The 22,392-nt window shown below is 69.9% G+C and carries 21 protein-coding genes; 9 read left to right on the top strand and 12 right to left on the bottom strand.

Annotated features, from left to right (window positions below):
- Positions 1 to 595: 595 nt before the first annotated feature.
- Positions 596 to 1,591, bottom strand: a complete 996-nt coding sequence (locus tag ACWFRJ_RS18320) for a tetratricopeptide repeat protein (RefSeq protein ID WP_453531291.1) — start codon at positions 1,589 to 1,591, stop codon at positions 596 to 598.
- Positions 1,592 to 1,983: 392 nt separating this feature from the next.
- Between ACWFRJ_RS18320 and ACWFRJ_RS18325 the strand changes: the two genes are divergently transcribed.
- A complete protein-coding gene (locus tag ACWFRJ_RS18325; protein WP_453531294.1) occupies positions 1,984 to 2,616 on the top strand; it encodes a TetR/AcrR family transcriptional regulator in 633 nt (210 codons plus the stop codon).
- Positions 2,617 to 2,782: 166 nt separating this feature from the next.
- Here the strand turns inward: ACWFRJ_RS18325 and ACWFRJ_RS18330 are convergent, their stop codons facing one another.
- The gene (locus ACWFRJ_RS18330; protein ID WP_453531297.1) at positions 2,783 to 3,790 is read right to left on the bottom strand and encodes an SDR family NAD(P)-dependent oxidoreductase; all 1,008 of its coding nucleotides are present in this window, start codon (positions 3,788 to 3,790) and stop codon (positions 2,783 to 2,785) included.
- On the bottom strand, positions 3,787 to 4,977 hold the full coding sequence (gene murG, locus ACWFRJ_RS18335; protein ID WP_453531300.1) for an undecaprenyldiphospho-muramoylpentapeptide beta-N-acetylglucosaminyltransferase: 1,191 nt from the start codon (positions 4,975 to 4,977) through the stop codon (positions 3,787 to 3,789). The genes ACWFRJ_RS18330 and murG overlap by 4 nt, the downstream gene beginning before the upstream one ends.
- A gap of 64 nt (positions 4,978 to 5,041) precedes the next feature.
- Here murG and ACWFRJ_RS18340 point away from each other — a divergent pair, with 64 nt between their 5' ends.
- Both ACWFRJ_RS18340 and ACWFRJ_RS18345 read left to right on the top strand, forming a co-directional pair.
- On the top strand, positions 5,042 to 5,782 hold the full coding sequence (locus ACWFRJ_RS18340; protein ID WP_453531303.1) for a response regulator transcription factor: 741 nt from the start codon (positions 5,042 to 5,044) through the stop codon (positions 5,780 to 5,782).
- Positions 5,779 to 7,167, top strand: a complete 1,389-nt coding sequence (locus tag ACWFRJ_RS18345) for a sensor histidine kinase (protein WP_453531306.1) — start codon at positions 5,779 to 5,781, stop codon at positions 7,165 to 7,167. The genes ACWFRJ_RS18340 and ACWFRJ_RS18345 overlap by 4 nt, the downstream gene beginning before the upstream one ends.
- A 32-nt stretch (positions 7,168 to 7,199) precedes the next feature.
- Here the strand turns inward: ACWFRJ_RS18345 and ACWFRJ_RS18350 are convergent, their stop codons facing one another.
- The 5 genes from ACWFRJ_RS18350 to ACWFRJ_RS18370 all read right to left on the bottom strand — a co-directional run bounded on the left by ACWFRJ_RS18350 (position 7,200) and on the right by ACWFRJ_RS18370 (position 12,556).
- A complete protein-coding gene (locus ACWFRJ_RS18350; protein WP_453531309.1) occupies positions 7,200 to 8,297 on the bottom strand; it encodes an alpha/beta fold hydrolase in 1,098 nt (365 codons plus the stop codon).
- Positions 8,298 to 8,476: 179 nt separating this feature from the next.
- Positions 8,477 to 10,177 (bottom strand): acyl-CoA mutase large subunit family protein, encoded by a 1,701-nt coding sequence (locus ACWFRJ_RS18355; RefSeq protein WP_453531312.1) that lies wholly within the window; start codon positions 10,175 to 10,177, stop codon positions 8,477 to 8,479.
- Positions 10,178 to 10,272: 95 nt separating this feature from the next.
- Positions 10,273 to 10,605: a DUF3817 domain-containing protein gene (locus ACWFRJ_RS18360; protein WP_453531315.1), complete on the bottom strand. Its 333-nt coding sequence runs from the start codon at positions 10,603 to 10,605 to the stop codon at positions 10,273 to 10,275.
- A 90-nt stretch (positions 10,606 to 10,695) separates the two neighbouring features.
- Complete coding sequence (locus tag ACWFRJ_RS18365; RefSeq protein WP_453531318.1) at positions 10,696 to 11,205, bottom strand: MarR family winged helix-turn-helix transcriptional regulator; 510 nt, start codon at positions 11,203 to 11,205, stop codon at positions 10,696 to 10,698.
- Between the two features lie 10 nt (positions 11,206 to 11,215).
- On the bottom strand, positions 11,216 to 12,556 hold the full coding sequence (locus ACWFRJ_RS18370) for an MFS transporter (protein WP_453531321.1): 1,341 nt from the start codon (positions 12,554 to 12,556) through the stop codon (positions 11,216 to 11,218).
- A gap of 94 nt (positions 12,557 to 12,650) precedes the next feature.
- Here ACWFRJ_RS18370 and ACWFRJ_RS18375 point away from each other — a divergent pair, with 94 nt between their 5' ends.
- Entirely contained in the window at positions 12,651 to 13,685 is a 1,035-nt protein-coding gene (locus tag ACWFRJ_RS18375; protein ID WP_453531324.1) for a DUF5937 family protein, read from the top strand.
- An 82-nt stretch (positions 13,686 to 13,767) separates the two neighbouring features.
- Positions 13,768 to 14,799 carry a glycoside hydrolase family 6 protein gene (locus ACWFRJ_RS18380; protein WP_453531327.1) on the top strand — a complete coding sequence of 344 codons (1,032 nt, stop codon included), beginning with the start codon at positions 13,768 to 13,770 and terminating at the stop codon, positions 14,797 to 14,799.
- A 30-nt stretch (positions 14,800 to 14,829) separates the two neighbouring features.
- Here ACWFRJ_RS18380 and ACWFRJ_RS18385 read toward each other — a convergent pair whose 3' ends face one another.
- The 4 genes from ACWFRJ_RS18385 to ACWFRJ_RS18400 form a co-directional block, all read right to left on the bottom strand.
- Positions 14,830 to 16,788, bottom strand: coding sequence for a galactose oxidase-like domain-containing protein (locus ACWFRJ_RS18385; RefSeq protein ID WP_453531330.1), 1,959 nt, complete (start codon positions 16,786 to 16,788; stop codon positions 14,830 to 14,832).
- Positions 16,789 to 16,791: 3 nt separating this feature from the next.
- Positions 16,792 to 18,627 carry a glycosyltransferase family 2 protein gene (locus tag ACWFRJ_RS18390; protein WP_453531332.1) on the bottom strand — a complete coding sequence of 612 codons (1,836 nt, stop codon included), beginning with the start codon at positions 18,625 to 18,627 and terminating at the stop codon, positions 16,792 to 16,794.
- Between the two features lie 235 nt (positions 18,628 to 18,862).
- Positions 18,863 to 19,156 carry an MTH1187 family thiamine-binding protein gene (locus tag ACWFRJ_RS18395; RefSeq protein WP_453531335.1) on the bottom strand — a complete coding sequence of 98 codons (294 nt, stop codon included), beginning with the start codon at positions 19,154 to 19,156 and terminating at the stop codon, positions 18,863 to 18,865.
- On the bottom strand, positions 19,153 to 19,497 hold the full coding sequence (locus ACWFRJ_RS18400; protein ID WP_453531338.1) for a DUF3817 domain-containing protein: 345 nt from the start codon (positions 19,495 to 19,497) through the stop codon (positions 19,153 to 19,155). The genes ACWFRJ_RS18395 and ACWFRJ_RS18400 overlap by 4 nt, the downstream gene beginning before the upstream one ends.
- 183 nt (positions 19,498 to 19,680) lie before the next feature.
- On the opposite strand from ACWFRJ_RS18400, the gene ACWFRJ_RS18405 reads away from it, so the two are divergent.
- From ACWFRJ_RS18405 to ACWFRJ_RS18420, 4 genes are all read left to right on the top strand, one after another.
- Complete coding sequence (locus ACWFRJ_RS18405) at positions 19,681 to 20,319, top strand: AIM24 family protein (protein ID WP_453531341.1); 639 nt, start codon at positions 19,681 to 19,683, stop codon at positions 20,317 to 20,319.
- 1 nt (position 20,320) lies between these two features.
- Complete coding sequence (locus tag ACWFRJ_RS18410; RefSeq protein ID WP_453531344.1) at positions 20,321 to 20,971, top strand: AIM24 family protein; 651 nt, start codon at positions 20,321 to 20,323, stop codon at positions 20,969 to 20,971.
- Positions 20,972 to 20,979: 8 nt separating this feature from the next.
- Positions 20,980 to 21,786 carry an AIM24 family protein gene (locus ACWFRJ_RS18415; protein ID WP_453532359.1) on the top strand — a complete coding sequence of 269 codons (807 nt, stop codon included), beginning with the start codon at positions 20,980 to 20,982 and terminating at the stop codon, positions 21,784 to 21,786.
- Positions 21,787 to 21,906: 120 nt separating this feature from the next.
- On the top strand, positions 21,907 to 22,383 hold the full coding sequence (locus tag ACWFRJ_RS18420) for a MarR family winged helix-turn-helix transcriptional regulator (RefSeq protein WP_453531347.1): 477 nt from the start codon (positions 21,907 to 21,909) through the stop codon (positions 22,381 to 22,383).
- Positions 22,384 to 22,392 lie beyond the last annotated feature (9 nt).

Raw genomic sequence — 22,392 nt, forward strand, 5'->3', positions numbered from 1 at the left:
AGCCGGGCAGGGATGGGAGAAGCGCTACGTCCTCGGGAAGGAGAGCGCCCGCATGGGAGGCGCAACTGCGCCACTCAGCACCGGCGATCACCCCCGAGCGACAACCACTGGTCGCACGCGACACGCACAACCTGCCGGACAGGCCCTGCCGGATGGCAGAGACCCCCCTGTCCAAGACCGGCGACGGGGTGCCTCCGGCCTGCTCGGTGGGGACCCAGAAACCCCGCTCCCGGTTGGCTTTCGGGCTGCGGGTCAAAGGACCGAGCGTCGCCGATCGTGGTGCATTCTCGGCCCCCGCACAAGGGGGTTCGTTACTCGCTAGTAACGGCCCGATAACCGAAGCACGACCGCGCGGTATCGGTCGGCCACAGACGGTGCATCCATGGGCAGGAACAGATCGGGATGTTGAAGGGCACAACCGGACAGATGGCTGGCCTGGTCTTACTCCAAGTAACAGTGGCCGCGTTTACCAAGTTTTGGTAAAGCGCGGCCACTGTGACGCCTTGACGGCAGATTTTCACTCGGGCATCACAAGCCCCAGCGTTTAGGGACTGGTCAGCGAACGGGTCCGACGGACCGGATCACAGGGACCGGATCAGAAGAGCACCCGTGCGAGCTGTGTGCGCGCCGCGCTCACCCGCGGGTCGTCCGAGCCGACCACTTCGAGGAGTTCGAGCAGTCGCACGCGCGCCGCGTCCCGGTCGTCGCCCGCCGTACGCCGGACCGCCTCGATGAGCCGACCGAACGCGTCCTCCACATGACCGCCCACCAGATCCAGGTCGGCGGCGGCGATCTGCGCGGCCACGTCCGCGGGACGGTCGGCGGCGTCCTTGCGGACCTGCTGGGCGTCCAGACCCTCGACGCGCTGCAGCAGTTCGGCCTGGGCGAGACCGAGCTTGGCCTCCGTGTTGCCCGGGTCGTCGTTCAGCACATTGCGGTACGCCTGTACGGCACCGCCCAAGTCACCCGCGTCGAGCGCCTGGACGGCGGCTTCGAGCAGGGCGTCATAAGGACCGGCCGGGACCTCCGCGACGGGAGCTTCCCGCTGCTCCCCGCCCTCTGCGCCCTCCGCGTCGGGGTCGACGACGAGGCCGGTCAGACCGAAGCGCTCCTCGCCGACCTGGATCAGCTGGTCAAGGGTCTGGCGGATCTGCTCCACCGGGGCCGCGCCCTGGAAGAGCGGCAGGGCCTGTCCGGCCACCACCGCGAAGACGGCCGGGATCCCCTGGACCCCGAACTGCTGCATCAGCATCTGGTTGGCGTCTACGTCGATCTTGGCGAGGACGAAGCGGCCGTTGTACTCCCGCGCGAGGCCTTCGAGCAGCGGGCTCAGCTGCTTGCACGGCTCGCACCACTCGGCCCAGAAGTCGATGACGACGGGCACTTCGCTGGAACGCTGGAGGACGTCGCGCTCGAAGCCCGCCTCGTCGACGTCGATGACGAGGCTCGACGGGGAGACGCCGGACACGGCGCCCCCGCCCTGCCTGGCCGCTTCGGCGCGCGCCTGCTCCGCCTTCGCCTTGGCCTCTTGGGCCGCCTTCACGGCGGCGAGGTCGACGACTCCGCTCATGGACATGTTCCGTGGCTGCATGAGTACATCCTCCCCCAAGCCGTACGGGAACCGCGCCCGTCCGAAGCCCCTCGCCGGATTGCGGGGCCGCGGGCGGTCGTGGCGCCAAGGTCCCGAGGAGGACCGATGGTTGTCGGCGCGGGGTCCCCACCCTGTGCCGCTCTGCTTGTCGCTGTGGTTGTCGCTGTGGTTGCCACTCTTCGCTCTTCGCTCGCCGCGAAAGAGGGTGGGCGGCGAGGAATTGCCGTTCGTCCCGCCCACATCTCTTTCGCTACGAGTCGTAGCGTAACTGTCGGGGGCTGTCACGTGGACGGCGGGCCCGCGCGAGATTCGGTGATCTGCCTCACTCGCCGCCGATCGCCGCAGATCGTCACTGCTCCGGCCTGTTCCGTACTGGCCGGTATGGTCACGGGATGCAGAGCCGCATCCCCCCTCCCGTCCGCACCGGCGGCCGCCCCCGCAACGCCGCGGCGGACACCGCGATCCTGGAGTCGACCCGCCAGGCCCTGGTCGAACTGGGCTGGTCCAAGCTGACCCTCGGCGACGTCGCCACGCGCGCGGGTGTCGCCAAGACGACGCTCTACCGGCGCTGGGCGGGCAAGAGCGAGCTGGTCGTGGACGCGGTGGCGGAGCTGTTCGACGAGCTGGAGCTGCCGGACAGCGGCAGCCTGGCGGCGGACATCGAGGGAGTGGTGCTCCAATTCGCCGCGCTGCTCGGCCGCCCCGAGACGAAGACCGCGCTGATGGCGGTGGTGGCCGAGTCGACGTCGGACGAACCGCTGCGGGAGCGGATCCGTACGTCGATCGTCGACCGCCAGAAGCGGCTTGTCCTCGCGGGGCGCAAGCGGGCCCAGGAACGGGGCGAGCTGCCCGCCGAGCCCGACCCCGACGCGGCCGGGCGAACCGCCGACCTCATCTTCGACGTGATCGCGGGCGCGGTGGTGCACCGTGCGCTGGTCAGCGCGGAACCGGTCGACGAGGACTGGGCCCGCCGCTTTACGTTGCTCTTGCTGGGCGGATTGGCCGCGGCGGCGGCCCAGCCTTAACGCCACGCCTGCGGCTGCGTTTCCACCACCCCTACCCCACCGCTCCGCGGCGGAGGTTCCCCGCCCACCCGCCCGATTACCCGGGGCAATCGGGCGGGTGGGCGGGAGACATCCGGCGCGGAGCGGCGGGACAGGGCCCGCTCCACCGGACCGCAGGTGGTGGAGGTCAGACCTGGTAGCGGTCCGCCGCGAAGAGGCGGAGGTTTTCGGCGACCCATACCGACGTTCGCTTCAAGCCCTCCGGCAAGGAGACCGACGGAGTCCACCCCGACAGCTCCCGGGCTCGGGAGTTGTCCGAGAGCAGCCGCTGGACCTCGCTGCCCGAAGGGCGGAGCCGGGACGGGTCGACGACCACCCTCGCCTCGCGGCCGGACGCCGCGATCAGCGCCTCCGCAAGATCCCCGATCGAAATCTCCTCCCCCACCCCGAGATTCACCGCATGGCCGACGGCCGCGTCACACGCCGCAAGGGCCATGAAGCCCCGCGCGGTGTCCGTCACGTACGTGAAGTCCCGCGTCGGGGTGAGCGAGCCCAGCTTGATCTCACGGGCGCCGGAGTGCAGTTGGGCCAGGATCGTGGGGATCACCGCGCGGGCCGACTGCCGGGGCCCGTACGTGTTGAAGGGACGTACGACCGTCACCGGCAGCTCGAACGCGTGCCAGTGCGAGAGCGCCATCATGTCGGCGCCGATCTTCGAGGCGGAGTACGGGGACTGCGGCTGAAGCGGGTGGTCCTCCGAGATCGGGGCGGTCAGCGCCGTCCCGTACACCTCGCTCGTGGACGTGTGGACGAGCCGCCGCACCGAGTGCCGCCGACACGCCTCCGCGACGTTCTCCGTGCCGACGACATTCGTCTGGACGTACGCCCCCGGGGAGTCGTACGAGTACGGGATCCCGATCAGCGCCGCCAGATGGAAGACCGTGTCGCAGCCCTCCACCGCGTCCATCACGCGCCCCGCGTCCCGGACATCGCCCGCGAGCATCTCGACCCGCGGGTCCCCCATCAGATGGGCGAGATGGCCCTTCTCCGCGTACGGCTTGTAGTGCGCGAAGGCGCGGACCTTCGCCCCCTGCTCCAGGAGCAGATCGACGAGCGTCGAGCCGATGAAGCCCTCGGCCCCGGTGACGAGGACGGTGCGCCCCGCCCAGCCGAAGGAAGTGCCGTTGCTGCTCATGCGTACTCCAAGTGCGAGAAGCGGGTTGTGTGGTCCGTCAGTTGGATGACTCGTTCGGCGAGCAGGTCCGCCGCCCGCGCATGCGGGCCCGGCTCCGCCGCCCCGCTCATCGCGGCGAGCCGCGCCGGATCGGCGAGCAGTGGCCCGACGAGCTCCGCGAGCCGCGAAGCCGTCGTCTCGCCGTCGGGAAGCAGCAGTCCCGCGCCCGCGTCGGACAGGACGCGCGCGTTGTGGGTCTGGTGGTCGCCCGGCGCGTGCGGGTAGGGGACGAGGACGGCGGGGACCCCGGTGGCGGCGAGTTCGGCCACGGTCGCCGAGCCCGCACGGCAGACCACCAGGTCGGCGGCGGCGTACGCGAGGTCCATCCGGTCCAGGTAGGGGACGGCGCGGGCGGTCGCCTCCACGCCCGCCTCCGCAAGGCGCCGCCGCGTCTCGTCGAGCGCCGCGGGCCCCGTCTTGATGAGCAGCTGTACGTCCCCGCGGTGCCGCCAGCGCGCCGCGAGCCCCACGGCCGCCTCGGTAAGGCGGGCCGCGCCGAGGCTGCCGCCGTTGAAGAGCAGCATCCGGGCCCCCTCAGGCACCCCGAACTCCCGGCGGGCCTCGGCCCGCAGCGCGCCCCGGTCGAGCGCGGCGAGCGGCGCCGCGATGGGCATCCCGGTGGTGTGAGCCCGCTCCCCGCCCGGCAGGTGTTCTCGGCTGCGGTCGAAGGCCACCGCGATGTTCGGGGTGAGGCGGGCCGCGAAACGGTTGGCCCGGCCGGGGACGGCGTTGGACTCGTGGATGAGGCTCGGAAGACCGGCCATCCTCGCGCCGACGATGACGGGGGCGCTGGGGTAGCCGCCCATCCCGACGGCGACCTGCGCGCCCTGCTCCCGCAGGATCGCCCGGCACTGGGCACCCGACTTCACCAGGGCGGCGGGCAGGAGGAACCGCTTGGCGCCGAGCGACGGGTCGAACGGGATCATGTCGACGGTGTGGAGCCGGTACCCGGCGTCCGGTATCAGCCGGGTCTCGAGCCCCCGCCGCGTACCGACGAAGGAGACGACCGCGTCCGGCACGGCACGCCGCAGGGCGTCGGCGAGGGCGAGCCCGGGATAGATGTGTCCACCGGTGCCGCCCGCGCCGATGACGACGGAGAGAGGGGCAGCGGCCCCTGTCTCGGGAGATCGCATATCGGGTGTTCGCATGGCAATGGAGCATTACGAGCAGGTCTAAGAGGGTTTTAAGAGCAGCGTTTGGCACCTTTGGCCCATGAGCTTCACGAGCAGGCCGGGCCCACCCCTGACCGGCACCGGCCCCTCGCCGGCCAAGGTCCTGGTCGTCGACGACGATCCCGAGGTACGCGCGGCGGTCGAGGACGCCCTCACGATCGAGGGACACGTGGTCCGCGGCGCCCCGGACGGGCAGCGCGCGCTCTCGGCAGTGGCTCGCTGGGAACCCGACCTCCTCGTCCTGGACGTGCTGATGCCCGTCATGGACGGCCTCGCCGTCTGCCGCCAGATGCGCGCACTCGGCGACCGCACACCGGTCCTCGTACTCACCGCCCTAGGCTCCGTCAGCGAACGCGTCGACGGCCTCGACGCGGGCGCCGACGACTATCTGGTGAAGCCCTTCGCCCTCGACGAACTCGTCGCCCGCGTCCGCGCCCTCCTGCGCCGCGCCGCCCCGGAGCCGCACTCCCCCGCCGACGGCGACGACCTCACGTACGCCGATCTCGTCCTCGACCCCGCGACCCGCACCGGCCGCCGCGGCCACCGCGCCGTCGAGTTCAGCCGCACCGAGTTCGCCCTGCTCGAACTGCTCCTGCGCAACGCGGGCCGGGTGCTTCCGCGCGAGCTCATCCAGGAGTCGGTCTGGGGGCGCGACTTCGGGCCCGACTCCAACTCCCTGGCCGTGTACGTCGGTTACCTGCGCCGCAAACTGGAGTCGGGCGGCGAACCACGCCTGGTGCACACCGTGCACGGCGTCGGCTACCGGCTCGGCAGCCCGTGAGCGCCCGGCGCAGGCTCGGCGCCCAGTGGCGGCGCAGGCGTCCGCTGCGCACCCGGCTCGCGCTCGCCGCGGCGGCGGCCGTCGCACTCGTCGCGGTCGGGGTGTGCGTGGCCGCGTTCCTCGTCATCCGCTACAAGCTCTACCAGCAGCTCGACCAGAACCTCGCCCAGTCGGCGGGCCTCATCGCCCAGCAGCGCAACTTCGACAACGAGCCGGGCGTCGTCACGGGCGAGTGCCGCTTCCTCGGCGCCCCCGCCTGCTCGCAGATCGTCCCCGCCGACCCCGCGAACGACCCGTCGAAGCCGTATCTGCTCCCGGTCGCCGAGTCCACCCGGAAGGTCGCGAGCGGCGACACGGCGCCGTACTACACGAGCCTGACGCTGCACGGGAAGCCGACCCGGATGTACACCACCACCTACGGCAAGGGGGACGCCGTGCAGGTCGCCCTGCGCGCCGACATCGCGGAGCGCGGGGTACGGCAGGCCGCGGGGCTGCTCGCCGCGGTGGGCGGCGCCGGAGTGCTCCTGTCGGGGCTCGGCGGCTACTGGGTCTCACGCACCGGCCTCGCCCCGGTCGCCCGCCTCACCGCCACGGCGGAACGCATCACGGCGACCCGGGACGCCCGCCACCGCATCGAGCTGCCGCCGGGCCCCGCGGGCCGCGAGGACGAGGTGACGCGCCTGGCCGCCTCGTTCAACGCGATGCTGGCCGAGTTGGAGAAGTCGGTCACCGCACAGCGGCGCCTGGTCGCCGACGCCTCGCACGAACTGCGTACGCCGCTGACCGCACTGCGTACGAACGCCGAACTCCTCGCCCGCGCGGACCGGCTGACGGACGCTCAGCGCGAGCGCGCGTCCGGCGCGCTCGCCCGTCAGCTCCGCGAAGTGACCGGCATGGTCAACGACTTGATCGAGCTGGCCCGCGACGAGGAGCCGCAGCCGCTCCTGGAGGAAGTGCGGCTCGCTCCCCTGGTCGCCCATGTCGTGGACGCGGCGCGCGGCCACTGGCCGCAGGTGCCCTTCACGCTTTACATGACGCCGGACACCGAAGGCACGAGCATCCCCGGCGTCCCCGCGCGCCTCTCCCGCCTCGTCACCAACCTCTTGGACAACGCGGCCAAGTTCAGCCCGCCGGGCACCCCCGTGGAGGTCTCCCTCACGCCCACCGCCCTGACGGTCCGCGACCACGGCCCCGGTATCGCGGAGGAGGACCTGCCGTATGTCTTCGACCGCTTCTACCGCGCGGAGAAGGCCCGAGCCCTGCCGGGCTCGGGCCTCGGCCTCGCGATGGCCCGCCAGATCGCCCACGCGCACGGGGCGGAACTCTCGGCGCGGAGGGCGCCGGGCGGGGGCGCGCTGTTCGAGCTGACGCTCGGCGAGAATTAAGCCCGTCCGGCGATTGAGGACATCAGTGACCGCTAGTTCTTCCAGGCGCAACTGCCGAGATCAGCGCGCCCCTTCGCAACAAGGCTGTCCGCTTCCCTCGCGGGCAGGACGCGCGTGTGCTTGCCGCGGCAGATGACCGTACGGTCGCCGTGTCCTGCCAGGTCGACCAGGATCTGGTCCCAGTGGCGGTACTGCACGTCGTGCCCGGAGTCCGCGTACGAACGCACCTTCGCCTTGCCCGGCAGCGCGTCCTGCCAGGTCTTGAGGGTGGCCGGCGGCACCGTGGTGTCCTTCTCGCCGCCGTAGAGGTACACGGGGGCGTCGAGCTTCTTCAGGTCCGGGCCCGGCCGACCGCAGTACAGCTTCTGCTCGTGCACCTGCGGCGCGGGGTCGGCCTGCTGGCCGCGCTGGTTGTAGGTGCGCGCGCCTTCCTCGTACGCCGTGTCGGCGAAGCCCGGTATCGACTTGACGGGACTGTCGTCCGGGAAGGCCCACCACTTGCGCGGGTCCTTGATGGAGTCCTTCACGGTGTCGGCGAGCTCGTCGTCGGACATCGAGCAGTACTCGGGCTTCGTGCCGTAGGGCGGCAGGGCGGCGGCGAGGTGCAGGGCCGATACGCGGTCGGGGGCGCGCCCCGCGAGCTCCGCCGCGTAGGGACCGCCGCCCGAGATCGCGATGACGCTCACGTCGTCCACGCCGAGCTTGTCGAGCACTTCGAGGGTGTCGGAGGCGAAGTCCGCCTTGCCGAGCTTCTCGTCGTACTCCGTGTCACCGAAGCCGTTGCGCTCGACGGAGATGAGGCGCAGGCCCAGGTCCTCGCGGGTCGTACGGAAGAAGTCCGTCATGTGCGCGGCACGCGCGCTCGTGCCGGTGCCGCCTATGTAGAGGACGGGCTTGCCCTTCTTGTTCCCCGTGTCGGAGTAGTGGGCCGTCCGGCCGTTCTTGAGCTTCGCCGCGTGCACGGCGGGGCCGAGCGAGTCGAAGGTGTCCTGGACCTTCGGCTCGGGCGGCGGGCTCGCGCTCACCTCTCCGGAGCCTGCAAGCATCAGCGCGCCGAGAAGCGTGGCCGATGCGGCCCCGATGGCGATGGCGGCGGTGCGGGAGGGTCCGGACAGGCTCACGGGCGGCACAGGTGACTCCAGGGGGCAGGACGCTTGGACGGGCGGCGCCTACCCAGCCCCGTGCATCTGACACCCACAATTTTCAGCCGGGCTTCAAGGGGCGCCCAGGGGAGCCCCCGAAGGGGCGCGGGGAACTGCGCGACCAGCCAAAACGGCCCCGCAGATCCCACGCACCCAAAGAACCCGAACTAGAACCCCGGCGGCTCGGTGTAGATCCCCCACTCGTCCCGCAGGGCGTTGCAGATCTCCCCCAGCGTCGCCTCCGCGCGAACGGCCTCCAGCATGGGGGCGATCATGTTCGACCCGTCGCGGGCAGCGGCAAGCATCGCTGCGAGCGAGGCCCGCACCCGAGCGTCGTCCCGTGCCGCCTTGCGCGAGCCAAGGACCTTGACCTGCTCCCGCTCCACCTCGTGAGAGACCCGCAGGATCTCCAGGTCCCCGGTGACGGAACCGTGGTGGACGTTGACGCCCACGACACGCTTGTCGCCCTTCTCCAGGGACTGCTGGTACTGGAACGCCGACTCGGCGATCTCGCCGGTGAACCAGCCGTCCTCGATGCCGCGCAGGATGCCGGAGGTGATGGGCCCGATGGGGTGCTCCCCGTTCGGGTGCGCCCTGCGCCCCCGCTCCTTGATCTGCTCGAAGATCTTCTCGGCGTCGGCCTCGATGCGGTCGGTGAGCTGCTCGACGTACCAGGAACCGCCGAGCGGGTCCGCCACGTTGGCGACGCCCGTCTCCTCCATGAGCACCTGCTGCGTGCGCAGCGCGATCTCGGCGGCCTGCTCGCTCGGAAGGGCGAGGGTCTCGTCGAGGGCGTTCGTGTGCAGGGAGTTCGTACCGCCGAGGACCGCGGAGAGGGCCTCCACAGCGGTGCGTACGACGTTGTTGTAGGGCTGCTGGGCCGTCAGCGAGACCCCCGCGGTCTGCGTGTGGAAGCGCAGCCACTGGGCCTTGTCGGTCTTCGCGCCGTACACGTCCCGCATCCAGCGGGCCCAGATCCGGCGCGCGGCACGGAACTTGGCGATCTCCTCGAAGAAGTCCAGGTGCGCGTCGAAGAAGAAGCTGAGACCGGGGGCGAAGACGTCCACGTCCATGCCGCGGCTCAGCCCGAGCTCGACGTACCCGAAGCCGTCCGCGAGGGTGTACGCGAGCTCCTGCGCGGCCGTCGCCCCGGCCTCGCGGATGTGGTAGCCGGAGACCGAAAGGGGCTTGTACGCGGGGATGTCGCGCGCGCAGTGCTCCATCAGGTCGCCGATCAGGCGCAGATGCGGCTCGGGCTGGAAGAGCCACTCCTTCTGCGCGATGTACTCCTTGAAGATGTCCGTCTGGAGCGTGCCGTTCAGGACGCCCGGGTCGACGCCCTGGCGCTCGGCGGCGACCAGATACATGCAGAAGACGGGGACGGCGGGTCCGGAGATCGTCATCGACGTCGTGACGTCACCGAGCGGGATGTCCTGGAACAGGACCTCCATGTCGGCGGCCGAGTCGATGGCGACCCCGCAGTGCCCGACCTCGCCGAGGGACTGCGGCTCGTCGGAGTCGCGGCCCATCAGGGTCGGCATGTCGAAGGCGACGGAGAGTCCGCCGCCGCCGGCGGCCAGGATCATCTTGTAGCGCTCGTTCGTCTGCTCGGCGTTGCCGAAGCCCGCGAACTGGCGGATGGTCCAGGTCCGGCCGCGATAGCCGGTGGGGTGCAGGCCACGGGTGAAGGGGTATTCGCCGGGCCATCCGATCCGTTCGAATCCCTCATAGGCGTCCCCGGGCCGTGGCCCGTAGACCGGCTCGACCGGGTCGCCGGAGAGCGTGGTGAAATCCGCGTCGCGCTTCTTCGCGGTGTCGTACCGGGCCTGCCAGCGACGGCGGCCCTCCTCGATGGCGTCAGCGTCCATACCTTTGAATTTACTAGGACGTCCTAGTAAATGTCGAGGCGCTGCGACATTAGCTGCTCCGCAGCGGGGCCACGGACCTGTCCGTGGCGGTGCGGTTACGCCTTGGCGGTGGCCGGGGAGCCGTCGACGATCAGCGGCTCGACCTCGCGCACGACCTTGCGCTCGACGAAGAACGCGGCGGTCGGGATGGTGCCGGAGATGAGCACCCAGAGCAGCTTCCCGAAGGGCCACTTCGCCTTGGAGCCCAGGTCGAAGGCGAAGATCAGGTAGATGATGTAGAGGAGACCGTGGACCTGGGAGACGACCAGCGTCAGGCCCTCACCCTTGTCGAAGCCGTACTTGAAAATCATGCAGGTGCACAGCACGAGCAGCATGACGGCGGTGACGTAGGCCATCACCCGGTAACGGGTCAGCACGGATCGCTTCATGCCCACGAGCGTATCGGCCCGTTTTGCGCGATCTTCGGGCGACCCCCACACGACCGGAACGGCAGCTTCTACTGCCCCTCCGCTGCCCCTCTACTGCTCCTCGAAGTCCTCCGCCGACACCCGCAGCGGCCGCAGCATCGCGAAGATCTCCGCACACTCCTCGGCGTCGTACACCCCGAGCCCGAAGTCCATGGCCATCAGCTCGCGCGTGGCCTCCTCGACGACCTCGCGGCCCTTCTCCGTGATGGAGGCGAGGGTGCCGCGCCCGTCGTTCGGGTTGGGGCGCTTGTCGACGAGGCCGGACTTGACCAGGCGGTCGACGGTGTTGGTGACGGACGTGGGGTGGACCATCAGACGCTCGCCGATCTTGGACATCGGCAACTCGCCGGCCTGCGAGAACGTGAGCAGGACCAGCGCCTCGTACCGCGCGAAGGTCAGTCCGTACGGCTTGACGACCGCGTCGACCTCGGCGAGCAGGATCTGCTGCGCACGCATGATCGAGGTGATCGCGCCCATCGCCGGTACGGAACCCCAGCGCTGCTTCCAGAGTTCGTCGGCGCGGGCGATGGGATCGAAGGGAAGACTGAGCGGCTTCGGCACGCCAAAGACCTTACCCGCCGGTCACATGCTGGTCAGCCCCGTCTCGAAATTCGGTCGCCTGTTCCTGTGGGTCGCGGGATTCAGTGACGGTCGTACGCGTACGGCGCGCGGCACGGGCCTCGGCGGCCAGGGCGAGGCAGCAGACCGTGCCGAGTACGCCCGACGCCGTGACGACGGTGCTCACCGCGAAGAACTCCGCCGCGAGCCCGGCGAGCGCCATCCCGACGCCCTGGATCGTCATGAGCCCCGCCGTATGTACGGTCATGGCCCGCCCGCGCAGTTCCTGGGGCACGGCGTCGACGAACCACCGGTCGACGCCAAGGGTGTACGCGGATCCGGCCCCGGCGAGCGCGAGGGCCAGCATCGCCCACAGGAGCCCCGGCGTGACGGCGTACACGGTGAGCGGGAGCAGGGTGACCGAGGCGAGCGGCAGGGCGATGCGGGCCCGGGTGGTCGCCGAGAGCGCGGAGCCCGCGTACAGCTCCGCCGCGATCGTGCCGACCGGCAGCGCGCACATCAGGAGTCCGACGCCCGCGACTCCGACGCCGATCTGGTCCGCGTAGGGGGCGGCGAGCGCCTCCGGGGCGACCATGAACATGGGCGGCGCCCACAGGAGCAGGAGCAGCGCCCGGATCCGCCGGTCGCCGAGCACCTGCCCGGTGCCGCTGAGCGAGTACCGCACAAGGGCGGTGCCGCCGCCCCCGCGCGCGGGCCTGCGCTTGGTCCCGCACCGCAGGAGCAGCGCGGACACGGCGAACGTACAGACGGTGATGAGGAGCGCGCCGCGCGGCGCGACGACGGTGAGCAGGACGCCGCCGAGCCCGAACCCGACGAGTACGGAGCTCTGCGAGACGATCCGGAGCAGGGAGCGCCCGAGGACGAACAGGTCACCGTCCCCGAGGATGTCGGTGAGGGTCGCCATCCGCGTCCCGTTGAACACGGGCGACACGACGGCGATGACACACCGCAGTGCGAGCAGTCCGAAGACGGGTGTGGCGGGCAGGGCCATGAGGGCGGCGCACCCGCCGCACACCACGTCGCAGAGCACGAGCACCCGGCGCGGCGGATACCGGTCGGCGATCCCCGACAGGAGGGTGCCGCCCACGAGGTAGGGCAGCATCCCGAGCGCGAAGGTGAGCGCGCTGAGCAGCGGCGAACCGGTGAGCCCGTAGACGAGCACGGTGAGCGCGACCTCGCTGACGACGACGCCGAGCAGCGAGAAGGCGTGCGCGAGGAAGACGGCGCGGAACTCGCGGATCGCGAAGAGGCGGAGGTAGCCGGTGGGTTCGGAGGTTCCGGTGGGTTCGGCGGTTCCGGTGGGTTCGGGAGTTGTCGGGTTCTCTTCGGGCATGCCCGCACCCTGCACGCGCGCGTGCCTCTCGCCCTAGAGTTTCGGCGACAGACGAATCATGGGGATCAAGGGGAATCGCAAGGGGGTCGGGACCGTGCCGAACCGGTTGCACTTCGGGCCGGACGATCTCCTGCGGTGCCGGTTCGCCATCTCACCTCTGTGGGAGACGCAGGAAGCCGTGCGCACCCTCAAGCGGCCCGACCGGCACGGCTACCACCCGCAGTGGCTGCGGCGGATCCGCGGGGCGAGTGCCGGGCTCGACCTCAGGCCGCTGTGGCTGCTCATGCCGCAGCGGGGCTACAGCCCGGACTTCATCGGCCCTCCCCCCATCGGCCCCGCCGCCACCTTCGACGAGGAGATCGCGGCCGTGCGCGCGGCCACCCCCGAGGTCGCGCGGGACGAGCTGGCGCGGGGGCTCGCCTGCACGGCGGGGGCGGCCGAGTCGCCGCTGGGGCGCGCGCTGCTCGCCGATCCCGCGCGTGCGGTACGGGTTCTCGCCGATGCCATGGAAGCCGCCTGGCACACCCTCGTCGAACCGGACTGGCCGCGGCTCCGGGCGCTCCTGGAGGCGGACATCGCCTTCCATTCGCGGCGGCTCGCGGAGATCGGCCTCGGCGCCCTTGTCGCCGAGATCGACCCGAGGTTCACCTGGGACGCGGAGACGCTGACCGTCGAGCGGTCGGCCGACCACGTGCGGCATCTGGCGGGGCAGGGCCTCGTCCTGATGCCCAGCGTCTTCGCCTGGCCCGACGTGGTGGGCGGCCACGAGCCGCCGTGGCAGCCGACGCTGGCCTATCCCGCCCGTGGCATCGCCGGGCTCTGGACCGAGCCGAGCGAACGCACCTCCGAGGCGCTCGTACGGCTCCTCGGCCGGGGCAGGGCGTCCGTCCTCGCCGCGCTCACCGACCCGGCCACCACTTCGGCGCTCGCGCACCGCCTGGGGCTCGCCCCGTCGTCCGTCTCGGCGCATCTGAGCGCGCTGCGCGGCGCGGGGCTCCTCGTCTCGCGGCGGTACGGGCATCAGGTGCTCTACGAGCGGACACCGCTGGGCATCGCGCTGGCGAGCGGGGGCGGGGGCGAGAGCGGCGGCGAAGGTGGCGGCGGGAGTGGCGGCGACGGCGGTATCTGACGGAGCCCGGTCCGGTGTCGCAACCGAGGGCGATTAGAGCGTTATGTAACGATTGCCCCTCACCGTCGCGCAAGGGGTCCTGATGCACCGGCTGCTCCGTACGTTCACCGCGCTCACGGCCCTGACGGCCCTCGGGCTCACGGCAGGGTGCTCATCCGACTCCGGCGCGCAGGGCGAGGAGAGGACGGCCGCCGAGGCAGGTCCCTCCACGGACGCCGCCAAGAAGGCCCCGCAGAACGCCTTCTGGGTCGACCCCCAGAGCGCCGCCGCCCGGCAGGTCAGGCAGTGGGAGCAGGAGGGCCGCACCCAGGACGCCGACGCGCTGAAGAGGATCTCCGAGCAGCCCATGGCCGTGTGGCCCGCGGGCGACGACCCGGCCCCGGACATCAAGGCGGCCGTCGACGGCGCCTCGCGGGCCGACCGCACCGCCGTGCTCGTCGCGTACAACATCCCGCACCGCGACTGCGGCCAGCACTCGGCGGGCGGCGCGCACAGCGCGGACTTCTACCGGCAGTGGATCGACAAGTTCGCGGGCACCATCGGCGACAAGTCGGCCGTCGTCGTCCTGGAGCCGGACGCGGTCCCGCACATCGCGGACGGCTGCACCCCCGCCGAGTACCACGCCGAGCGCTACCAACTGCTCTCCGACGCCATCCAGCGGCTCAAGCGCCAGCCCCAGGTGAAGGTCTATCTGGACGCGGGCAACCCGGGCTGGATCACCCAGGCGGGCAAGCTCGCCGAACCGCTTCAGGAGGCCGGGATCGCGCAGGCGGACGGCTTCTCGCTGAACGTGTCGAACTTCCAGGACGACGACACCATCAAGGCGTACGGCCGCGGCCTCTCGGGGGTCGTCGGCGGCAAGCACTTCGTGATGGACACGAGCCGCAACGGCAAGGGCCCGCTCGCCGGTGACCGTCAGGACGCCTGGTGCAATCCGCCGGGGCGCGGTCTTGGCACCCCGCCCACGGACAAGACCGGTGAGGCGCTGCTCGACGCGGTCCTGTGGATCAAGCGGCCCGGCGACTCGGACGGACCGTGCAGGGGCGGCCCTGCGGCGGGCCAGTGGTGGCCCGACTACGCGCTCGGACTCGCGCGCAACGCCAAGGCCACCTGACCGCCCGCCCACCGCTCCCCACCACCGGGGCTACTTCACGTGGATCCACTTCGCCTCTGACGACGCGCCGTCCTGGTCCGTCACGAACAGCATGTACCAGCCCGGCGGCACGAGGGCGGTGTCGCCCCTGGGCACGTCCACCGTCACCGAGCCCTTGCCCTTGGTGAGGCCGAGCGCGATCGACCGCTGCTCGACGTCCGTCGTGTGCGTCACGGCGCTGGGACGCATCAGACGGGCCGACGCGATCTTCCCGGGGCTCTTCGTACGGAAGGTCGCGCGGCCGTCCGCAGCCAGCTGCTCCGGTCCTTCACCGAGGACCGGACGGTTCTCGCCCGCCTTGTGCAGCGTGGGCGGCGTGAAGACCTCCATGCGCTGCTCGAAGTGGCCGAGCTTGGTGTTCTCCTGGTTGTCGAAGAGCGGGTCCGAGCCGAAGGTGACGACGCGTCCGTCGGGCAGGAGCAGCGCCTCGGAGTGGTAGTTGCGGCCCACCTCGGGAGACGCCGCAGCGCGGAAGCTGTTGCTCTTGGGGTCGTAGAACTGCGCCTTGTGGATGTTGCTCCCGCCGCGCCCGCGGTAGTCCCCTGAGCCGTTGGACGTGAACACCGAGTCGTCCGGCAGGATCACGCTGTTCAGGTAGCGGGTGCCCTGCGGGAGTTCGGGCCCTGTCTTGAAGGCGGGGCTGTCCTGCTTGAGGTCCACGACGGCCGTGCGCTTGGTCGCCTTGTCCGACTCGCCGACGCCTCCGCCGCCCATGATCATCACCTTCTGGTCCTGCGCCGGGGGCAGCAGGAGGGAGGCGGACGTCTCGGTCTGGTCGAGGTCGACGAGGCCGGGGATCTTGTCGAACTTGTTGGTCTTCAGGTCCCAGAGGCCGGGTTCACGGCCCTTGTCGGCGGGCCCGTAACCCGCGTTCGACGCCGGGTAGAAGAGCTTGCCGCCCTTGGTGAGGAAGAGCGCCGGGTAGGTCGGGAAGTAGCGCTTGGGGCCGTCGGTCCACTTCTTCGTCTTCGGGTCGTAGATCTCGTTGTCGCCCGGGTCGATCATGCCGACGTCGTCGAGTCCGGAGACCGCGAGCACCTTGCCGTCGTCGAGACCGACGAGCGTCGGATACCAGCGGGCCTTCTTCATCGGGTCCACGGGGATGTACTTCTCCGCCGTCGGGTCGAACTCGTACGCCGCCTTGATCCCCTGGAAGTCCTGCTTGTCCATGGTGATCTTCTCGGCGATCCCGTACGCGTTGTCCGCGTCCTTGCCCTTGAGACCCTCGATCTCGTACTGCGCGGCCTTCTCGGTGATGAACTCCTCGCCCTCCTTGGCGCCTTCCACGAAGACACGTGCCTCGCTCGCCTTGACCTTCGTCTTCCAGGGGTTCATCGCACCGGACTTGGAGTACGTGATCTCGTAGTCCCGCTTGGCTCTGGGGACCTTGACGTCGAACTTGCTCACGTACTCGACGCCCGACGGCGAGCGGAAACGGGTGCCCTTCTTAAGGACGAGGCTCTTGTCGGGGTTCTCGTTCTTGACGCGCATCCCGCCGCCGGCATGGGTGAGCTCGCCGTCGAGGAGTTCGTAGCGCGCCGTGCCGCCCGCGACCAGGAGGCGGCCGTCGGGGAGTTGGGCGTGCCCCGAGCAGAAGAAGTCCTCCGGGGTCGCCACCTTCTTGAAGGTGTCCGTCTTCGGGTCCCAGAGGATCGTGTCGAAGGACCCGGCGTCGAACTTCTTCTGCTCGTTCCCGGAGCCCGCGACGATCAGGACCTTGCCGGTGTGCAGGAGCGCGGCGTGGATGGCGTTGGTGCGGAACTCCTCGGGGATGCCGATCTGTTTCCAGGAGCCGTACTTCGCCTTGTAGCCGGGCTGGGCGATCTCGTAAGCGTGGTACTTCTCCTCGGCGAAGGAGAGCGCGGCCGGGGCGTTGAGTCCTACGAGCAGCGTGCCCGCGCCGACGCCGAGGAGCGTCTTCCTGGTGCGCTGAGAGGGCCGGTAGGCCATGGGTCAGTTCCCTCCAGTCGTGGTACCGGTGGCGAACGCCGGCTCCGGCTCGCCCTCCGCGCCCGGGGCTCCCAGGCCTTCCGCGTCCTGCCTGCCGCGCTGCCGCGCCTGCCTGCGGGCCTCGCCGCGCGCCCTGCGCTCCCTGAGCAGCGAGAAGCTCCAGATCGCTATCGGGGCGAGCGAGATGACCATCGCGAGGACGGCCCAGGTGCGCATCGCCACATGGGTGTGGCCGAGCACGAACGAGGCGACGAGTGAACTGGCGAGCACCGCCGCCCAGAAGAGGTGGATCCGGAAGGTGAGCACCCGGTCGGGGCTCGCGTCGCCGCCCTTGGGGGTGACCACGAAGCGGCTGGGGCGGCGCAGGACGGCGGCGCCGAGCGACTTGGCGTAGATGGGGGCGGAGAGCGCGGACATCGCCATGCCCGCGAGGCCTCCGGAGCCCTCCGGTTCGTGCGGGGACACGTTGTGGCGGCGGTTCCAGAGGTAGAGGCCGATCTGGAGCGCTGCCGCGTCGCTGTAGAGCATCAGCCAGACCGATGCGGCGACCTGCGTGCCGGACGCGCCGAACCAGAGGAACAGGACGCAGCTGAGCACGCCGAGCAGCCAGTTGACGGCCGTCATGGGGTAGTAGACGAGCATCATCGTGTACGAGAAGAGACGCCCTGGAGGCATCGTGAACGGTGCCTTCCAGTACTGCTTGAAGAGCGTCTCGTACGTCCCTCGCGACCAGCGCATCTGCTGGGTGAAGAAGTCCGTCCAGGAGGCGGGGCCCTCACCGACGGCGAGGACGTCCGGGGTGTAGACCGACCGCCAGTGGCGCCTGGTGGCGGGGTTCTTGTGGCGGTGCAGCTCGAAGCCGGTCGCCATGTCCTCGGTGATGGAGTCGTACAGGCCGCCGACCTGGCGGAGCGCCGAGATGCGTACGACGTTGTTGGTGCCGACGAACATGGGCGCGCGGTAGCGGTTGCCGGCGCGCTGGATCAGGGCGTGGAAGAGGAACTGCTGGGACTCGGCGGCCTTGGTGACGGGGCTGTCGTAGTTCCCGTACACCTGCGGCCCGACGACGAACGCCACGTCCTCGTCCCGGAAGTAACCCATCATCCGTTCCAGGAAGTTGGGCAGCGGGACGTGGTCGGTGTCCACGGAGGCGAAGAAGTCGTAGTCGTCGCCGTGCATCGCGAGCCAGGCGTTGTAGTTGCCGTGCTTGGTGCGGGCCTTGTGGACGCCCTTCTCGCGGTTCCACTCGGGGACGCCGTTGCGGGTGAAGTGGCGTACGCCGAGTTCGGCGCAGAGCGCCTTGGCATCGCCGTCGTCGCCCTCGTCCAGGAGCCAGACGTCGAGGGGGCCCGTGTGCTCTATCCGCTTGGCGCCTTCGAGGGTGGCGCGGACCATGCTGAGGGGTTCCTTGCCCGGGACGTACGTCGTGAGGAACGCGACGCGGGTGCCGGGTTCGGGGGTGACCGGGATCGGGTCCCTCGCCACCATCGTCGCGTGGGCGATCGAGATGACGTTGACGAGCATGAAGAGCTCGATCAGACCGATGGCCACGAGCATCGTGATGTCGAGACCGATGAGCCAGCGGTCGGCGCCCTCGCGTTCCGTCCAGTGGGTCGGCCAGACGAGATAGACGAGCAGGAGGCCGGTGAGGACGGGCGCGAGCGTCATCAGGATGACGGCCCGTATTCGGTGGGGCTCGCTGGAGAGCAGTGCGGTGTACTGCACCCGATAGCGGCCGCCTTCGCCGCTGCCGCCGCCTTCGCCACTGTCGCCGTCCGGCTCGGTGAGCGGTCCGGCGAGTGTGCTGTGGGTGTCGTAGTCGTAGCCCTCCGGCCGCACAGCGCCCTCCAGGTCGTGGGTGATCTGGGTCTGGCAGGTTCAGATATGAACAAGCCGATAACCTCACAAAAGGGGAGTTTCTTCGGCGTGTCGAACCAGGTGCGTCCGTGCGAGCGGTTTTAGGGTGAACGGTTTGGCTGCGGTTGCGGGGTGGGGGTGCGGCTGCTGAGGGCGACGGCAAGAAGAAAGCCCCCGCCGGACGAACTCGGCGGGGGCTCTTCGCTGTACGGGGCGGCTACTCGGAGAGGTGCCGTTCCACCGTCTCGACCTTCGAGGTCAGTCCGTCGCTCACCCCGGGACGGATGTCCGCCTTCATGACCACGGATACACGCGGCGCCCGCGCCTCGACCGCGGCGACGGCACGCTTGACGACGTCCATCACCTCGTCCCACTCGCCCTCGACGGAGGTGAACATCGCGTCGGTCCGGTTGGGCAGGCCCGACTCGCGGACGACGCGGACCGCGTCGGCGACGTACTCCCCCACGTCCTCGCCGACGCCGAGCGGAGTCACGGAAAAGGCGACGATCATGCGCCCACGACTCCTTCGCGGCGGGCGCGCGACGCGATCACGGCGGCCTCGGCCTCACCCTTCAGCTTCCGCTCGGCGAAGAAACCGCCGGTCGGCAGGACGGAGAGGACGAAGTAGAGGGCGGCCGTCTTCAGGTCCCACTTCGTACGGTTCCAGGCGTCGAGCCAGAAGAGCACGTACAGGACGAAGAGCACGCCGTGGACCATGCCCATCACCGGTACGGCGTTGAATTCCGTGGTCCGCTTGAGCACCGAGCAGACGATCAGGAGCAGGAAGGAGATGGCCTCGGGGGCCGAGACCAGGCGGAGGCGGCGGAGTGCGGAAGCGGTCTTGATGTCCACGGATCACCTTCGGAGGGAGGCGGGGGCGAGGGGCGGGGCCGCTCGGCGGCATCGATCTAGCGATCTAGCGATCTTGTGAATGCGCGCACAAGCGACCCCCATTGTGACATCGGGGCATTCTCGGGGTTCGCTCAGGGGCCGTTGCCCTGTTCCGACCCCATATCCGACGGCTACCGTCGATACGTGGCAACGTTCCGACTGCAAGGCAGCAGGGTGCTCGCCGTGGACATGTCCGGCGACGCCGTCAAAGCGAAGAACGGCTCGATGGTCGCGTACGACGGCCAGATGGCCTTCAAAAAGATGACCGGCGGCGGCGAGGGCATCCGGGGCATGGTGACCCGGCGCCTCACCGGCGAGCAGATGACGGTGATGGAGGTGAAGGGGCACGGCACGTGCTGGTTCGCCGACCGCGCCACCGAGATCAACCTCGTGGAGCTGCGCGGCGAGAAGCTCTTCGTCGAGGCAGGCAATCTCCTGTGCACGGACGCGGCCCTGCGCACCGGCACCCACTTCACCGGCGTACGAGGCGCCTCACAGGGCAACGGCCTGTTCACCACGACCGTCGAGGGCTCGGGCCAGGCGGCGATCATGTCCGACGGACCGGCGGTCGTGCTTCGGGTCAGTCGCCAGTATCCGCTGACGGTGGACCCCGGGGCGTATGTGGCGCACCAAGGGGACCTCCGCCAGAACCTCCAGTCGGGCGTCACTTTCCGTACGTTGCTCGGCGAGGGCGGCGGCGAAGCCTTCCAGATCCGCTTCGAGGGCGAAGGCCTCGTCTACGTCCAGCCCAGCGAGCGGACCACGATCGCGGGGGACGTCTGACATGCCCTTCCGAGAGATCAACTCGAAGATGGTCGAAGCGACCGTCCTGCCGGGCCAGCGGCTGTACAGCCAGCGCGGCGCCATGCTCGCCTACAAGGGAGAGGTCGCGTTCACCCCCAACATCCAGGGCGGGCAGGGCGGCATCGGTTCGATGCTCGGGCGCAGGCTCGCCAATGAGGCGACGCCCCTGATGACCGTCGAGGGCAGCGGCACCGTCCTCTTCGGGCACGGCGGCCACCACATCCAGGTCATCAGCCTCTCCGGCGACACCCTCTACGTGGAAGCGGACCGGCTGCTCGCCTTCGACGGGACGCTCCAGCAGGGCACGATGTTCATGGGCTCGCAGGGCGGCGTCATGGGCATGGTGCGCGGCCAGGTCACCGGACAGGGCCTCTTCACGACCACCCTCAAGGGACAGGGCTCGGTCGCGGTCATGGCGCACGGCGGAGTCATCGAGGTGCCCATCACCCCGCAGCGCCCGGTCCATGTCGACCCGCAGGCGTATGTGGCGCACCACGGCGACGTGCGCAACAAGCTCTCCACGGCGCTCGGCTGGCGCGACATGGTGGGGCGCGGCTCGGGCGAGGCCTTCCAGCTCGAGCTGTCAGGGAGCGGTGCGGTGTATGTCCAGGCGTCGGAGGAGAAGCTGTGAACCCCTCAATGCCCGCGGGAGCGCCCGCACCCCTCGACCCGATGTCGCTGCCGAGCGACGACAGCGTGAACGCGTACACCTTCTGCGTGGAGCTCAAGGGGAGCCAGTGGTTCCTGCAGAAGGGGAAGATGATCGCCTACTACGGGTCGATCGAGTTCAACGGCATCGGACACGGCCGTCTGGACCGCCTGGTGCGCACGAGTTTCCATTCGCCCCTGCACGCGAGCGACTGGGTCGTGGCCGACGGCCAGGGCAAGATGCTCCTCGCCGACCGGGCCTTCGACGTGAATTCGTACGACCTCGAAGACGGCAACCTGACCATTCGCTCCGGCAACCTCCTCGCTTTTCAGCCAACTCTCGCGCTCAAGCAGTCCATCGTTCCGGGCTTCCTGACCCTGATCGGGACCGGCAAGTTCGTTGCCGCTTCGAACGGCCCGGTGGTGTTCATGGAGCCGCCGATCCGGGTCGATCCACAGGCCCTTGTGGGCTGGGCCGACTGCCCCTCGCCCTGCCATCACTACGACCACGGATACCTGACCGGAGTCATCGGCGGCGTGCGGGCCCTGAGCGGGATCGGCGGGACATCCGGGGAGGAGCACCAGTTCGAGTTCGTGGGTGCGGGCACGGTGCTTCTGCAGTCCTCGGAGGCACTCATGACCGAGCAGGCGACGGGTGCGGTGCCGCAGCAGGCGGGCGTGCCGGGTGGTCAGGGGGCACCGGGGCAACGCAGCCAACCCGGTCAACACGGGCAGCAGCCAGGACAACCGCGCCTTCCCGGACAACTGGGGGACCTCCAGCGTCGCTTCGGCCTGTGAGCGGTAGTCTGCGGAGTGTGACGGCGAACGTCTGTGCCCCTCTGTCATCTGGGGGGCGCGAGGCGCGTGTCACACACCGACATTCGTTCACCTTTCAACTTCTTAGGTAGAATCGATTCCATGGAGACCGAGACGGCCCCGCAGTGGCTGACCAACGAGGAACAGTGCGCCTGGCGCACCCACGTGGAGGTCAACAGGATGCTGACTTATCAGCTCGAGAAGGACCTCCAGCCGTTCAACCTGACCATGAACGACTACGACATCCTCGTGCATCTCTCCGAAACGGACGAGAAGCGGATGCGTATGAGCGATCTCGCGGCCGCCACGCTGCAGTCCAAGAGTCGGCTCTCCCATCAGATCACCCGAATGGAGAACGCGGGTCTGGTCCGCAGGGAGAACTGCGAGTCCGACCGGCGCGGGCTCTACACCGTCCTCACGGACGAGGGCATGGAGACCATGCAGCGGGTCGCCCCGCACCACGTGGCCTCGGTCCGCCAGCACTTCGTCGACCTGATCTCACCCGAGGCGCTCAGCGAACTCCACAAGGCCCTGACCCCGATCGCGGAACACCTCCGCGCCCAGCGGGGCAAGCCCTGACCCTCACCC

The organism is Streptomyces sp. NPDC055239, assembly GCF_053606205.1.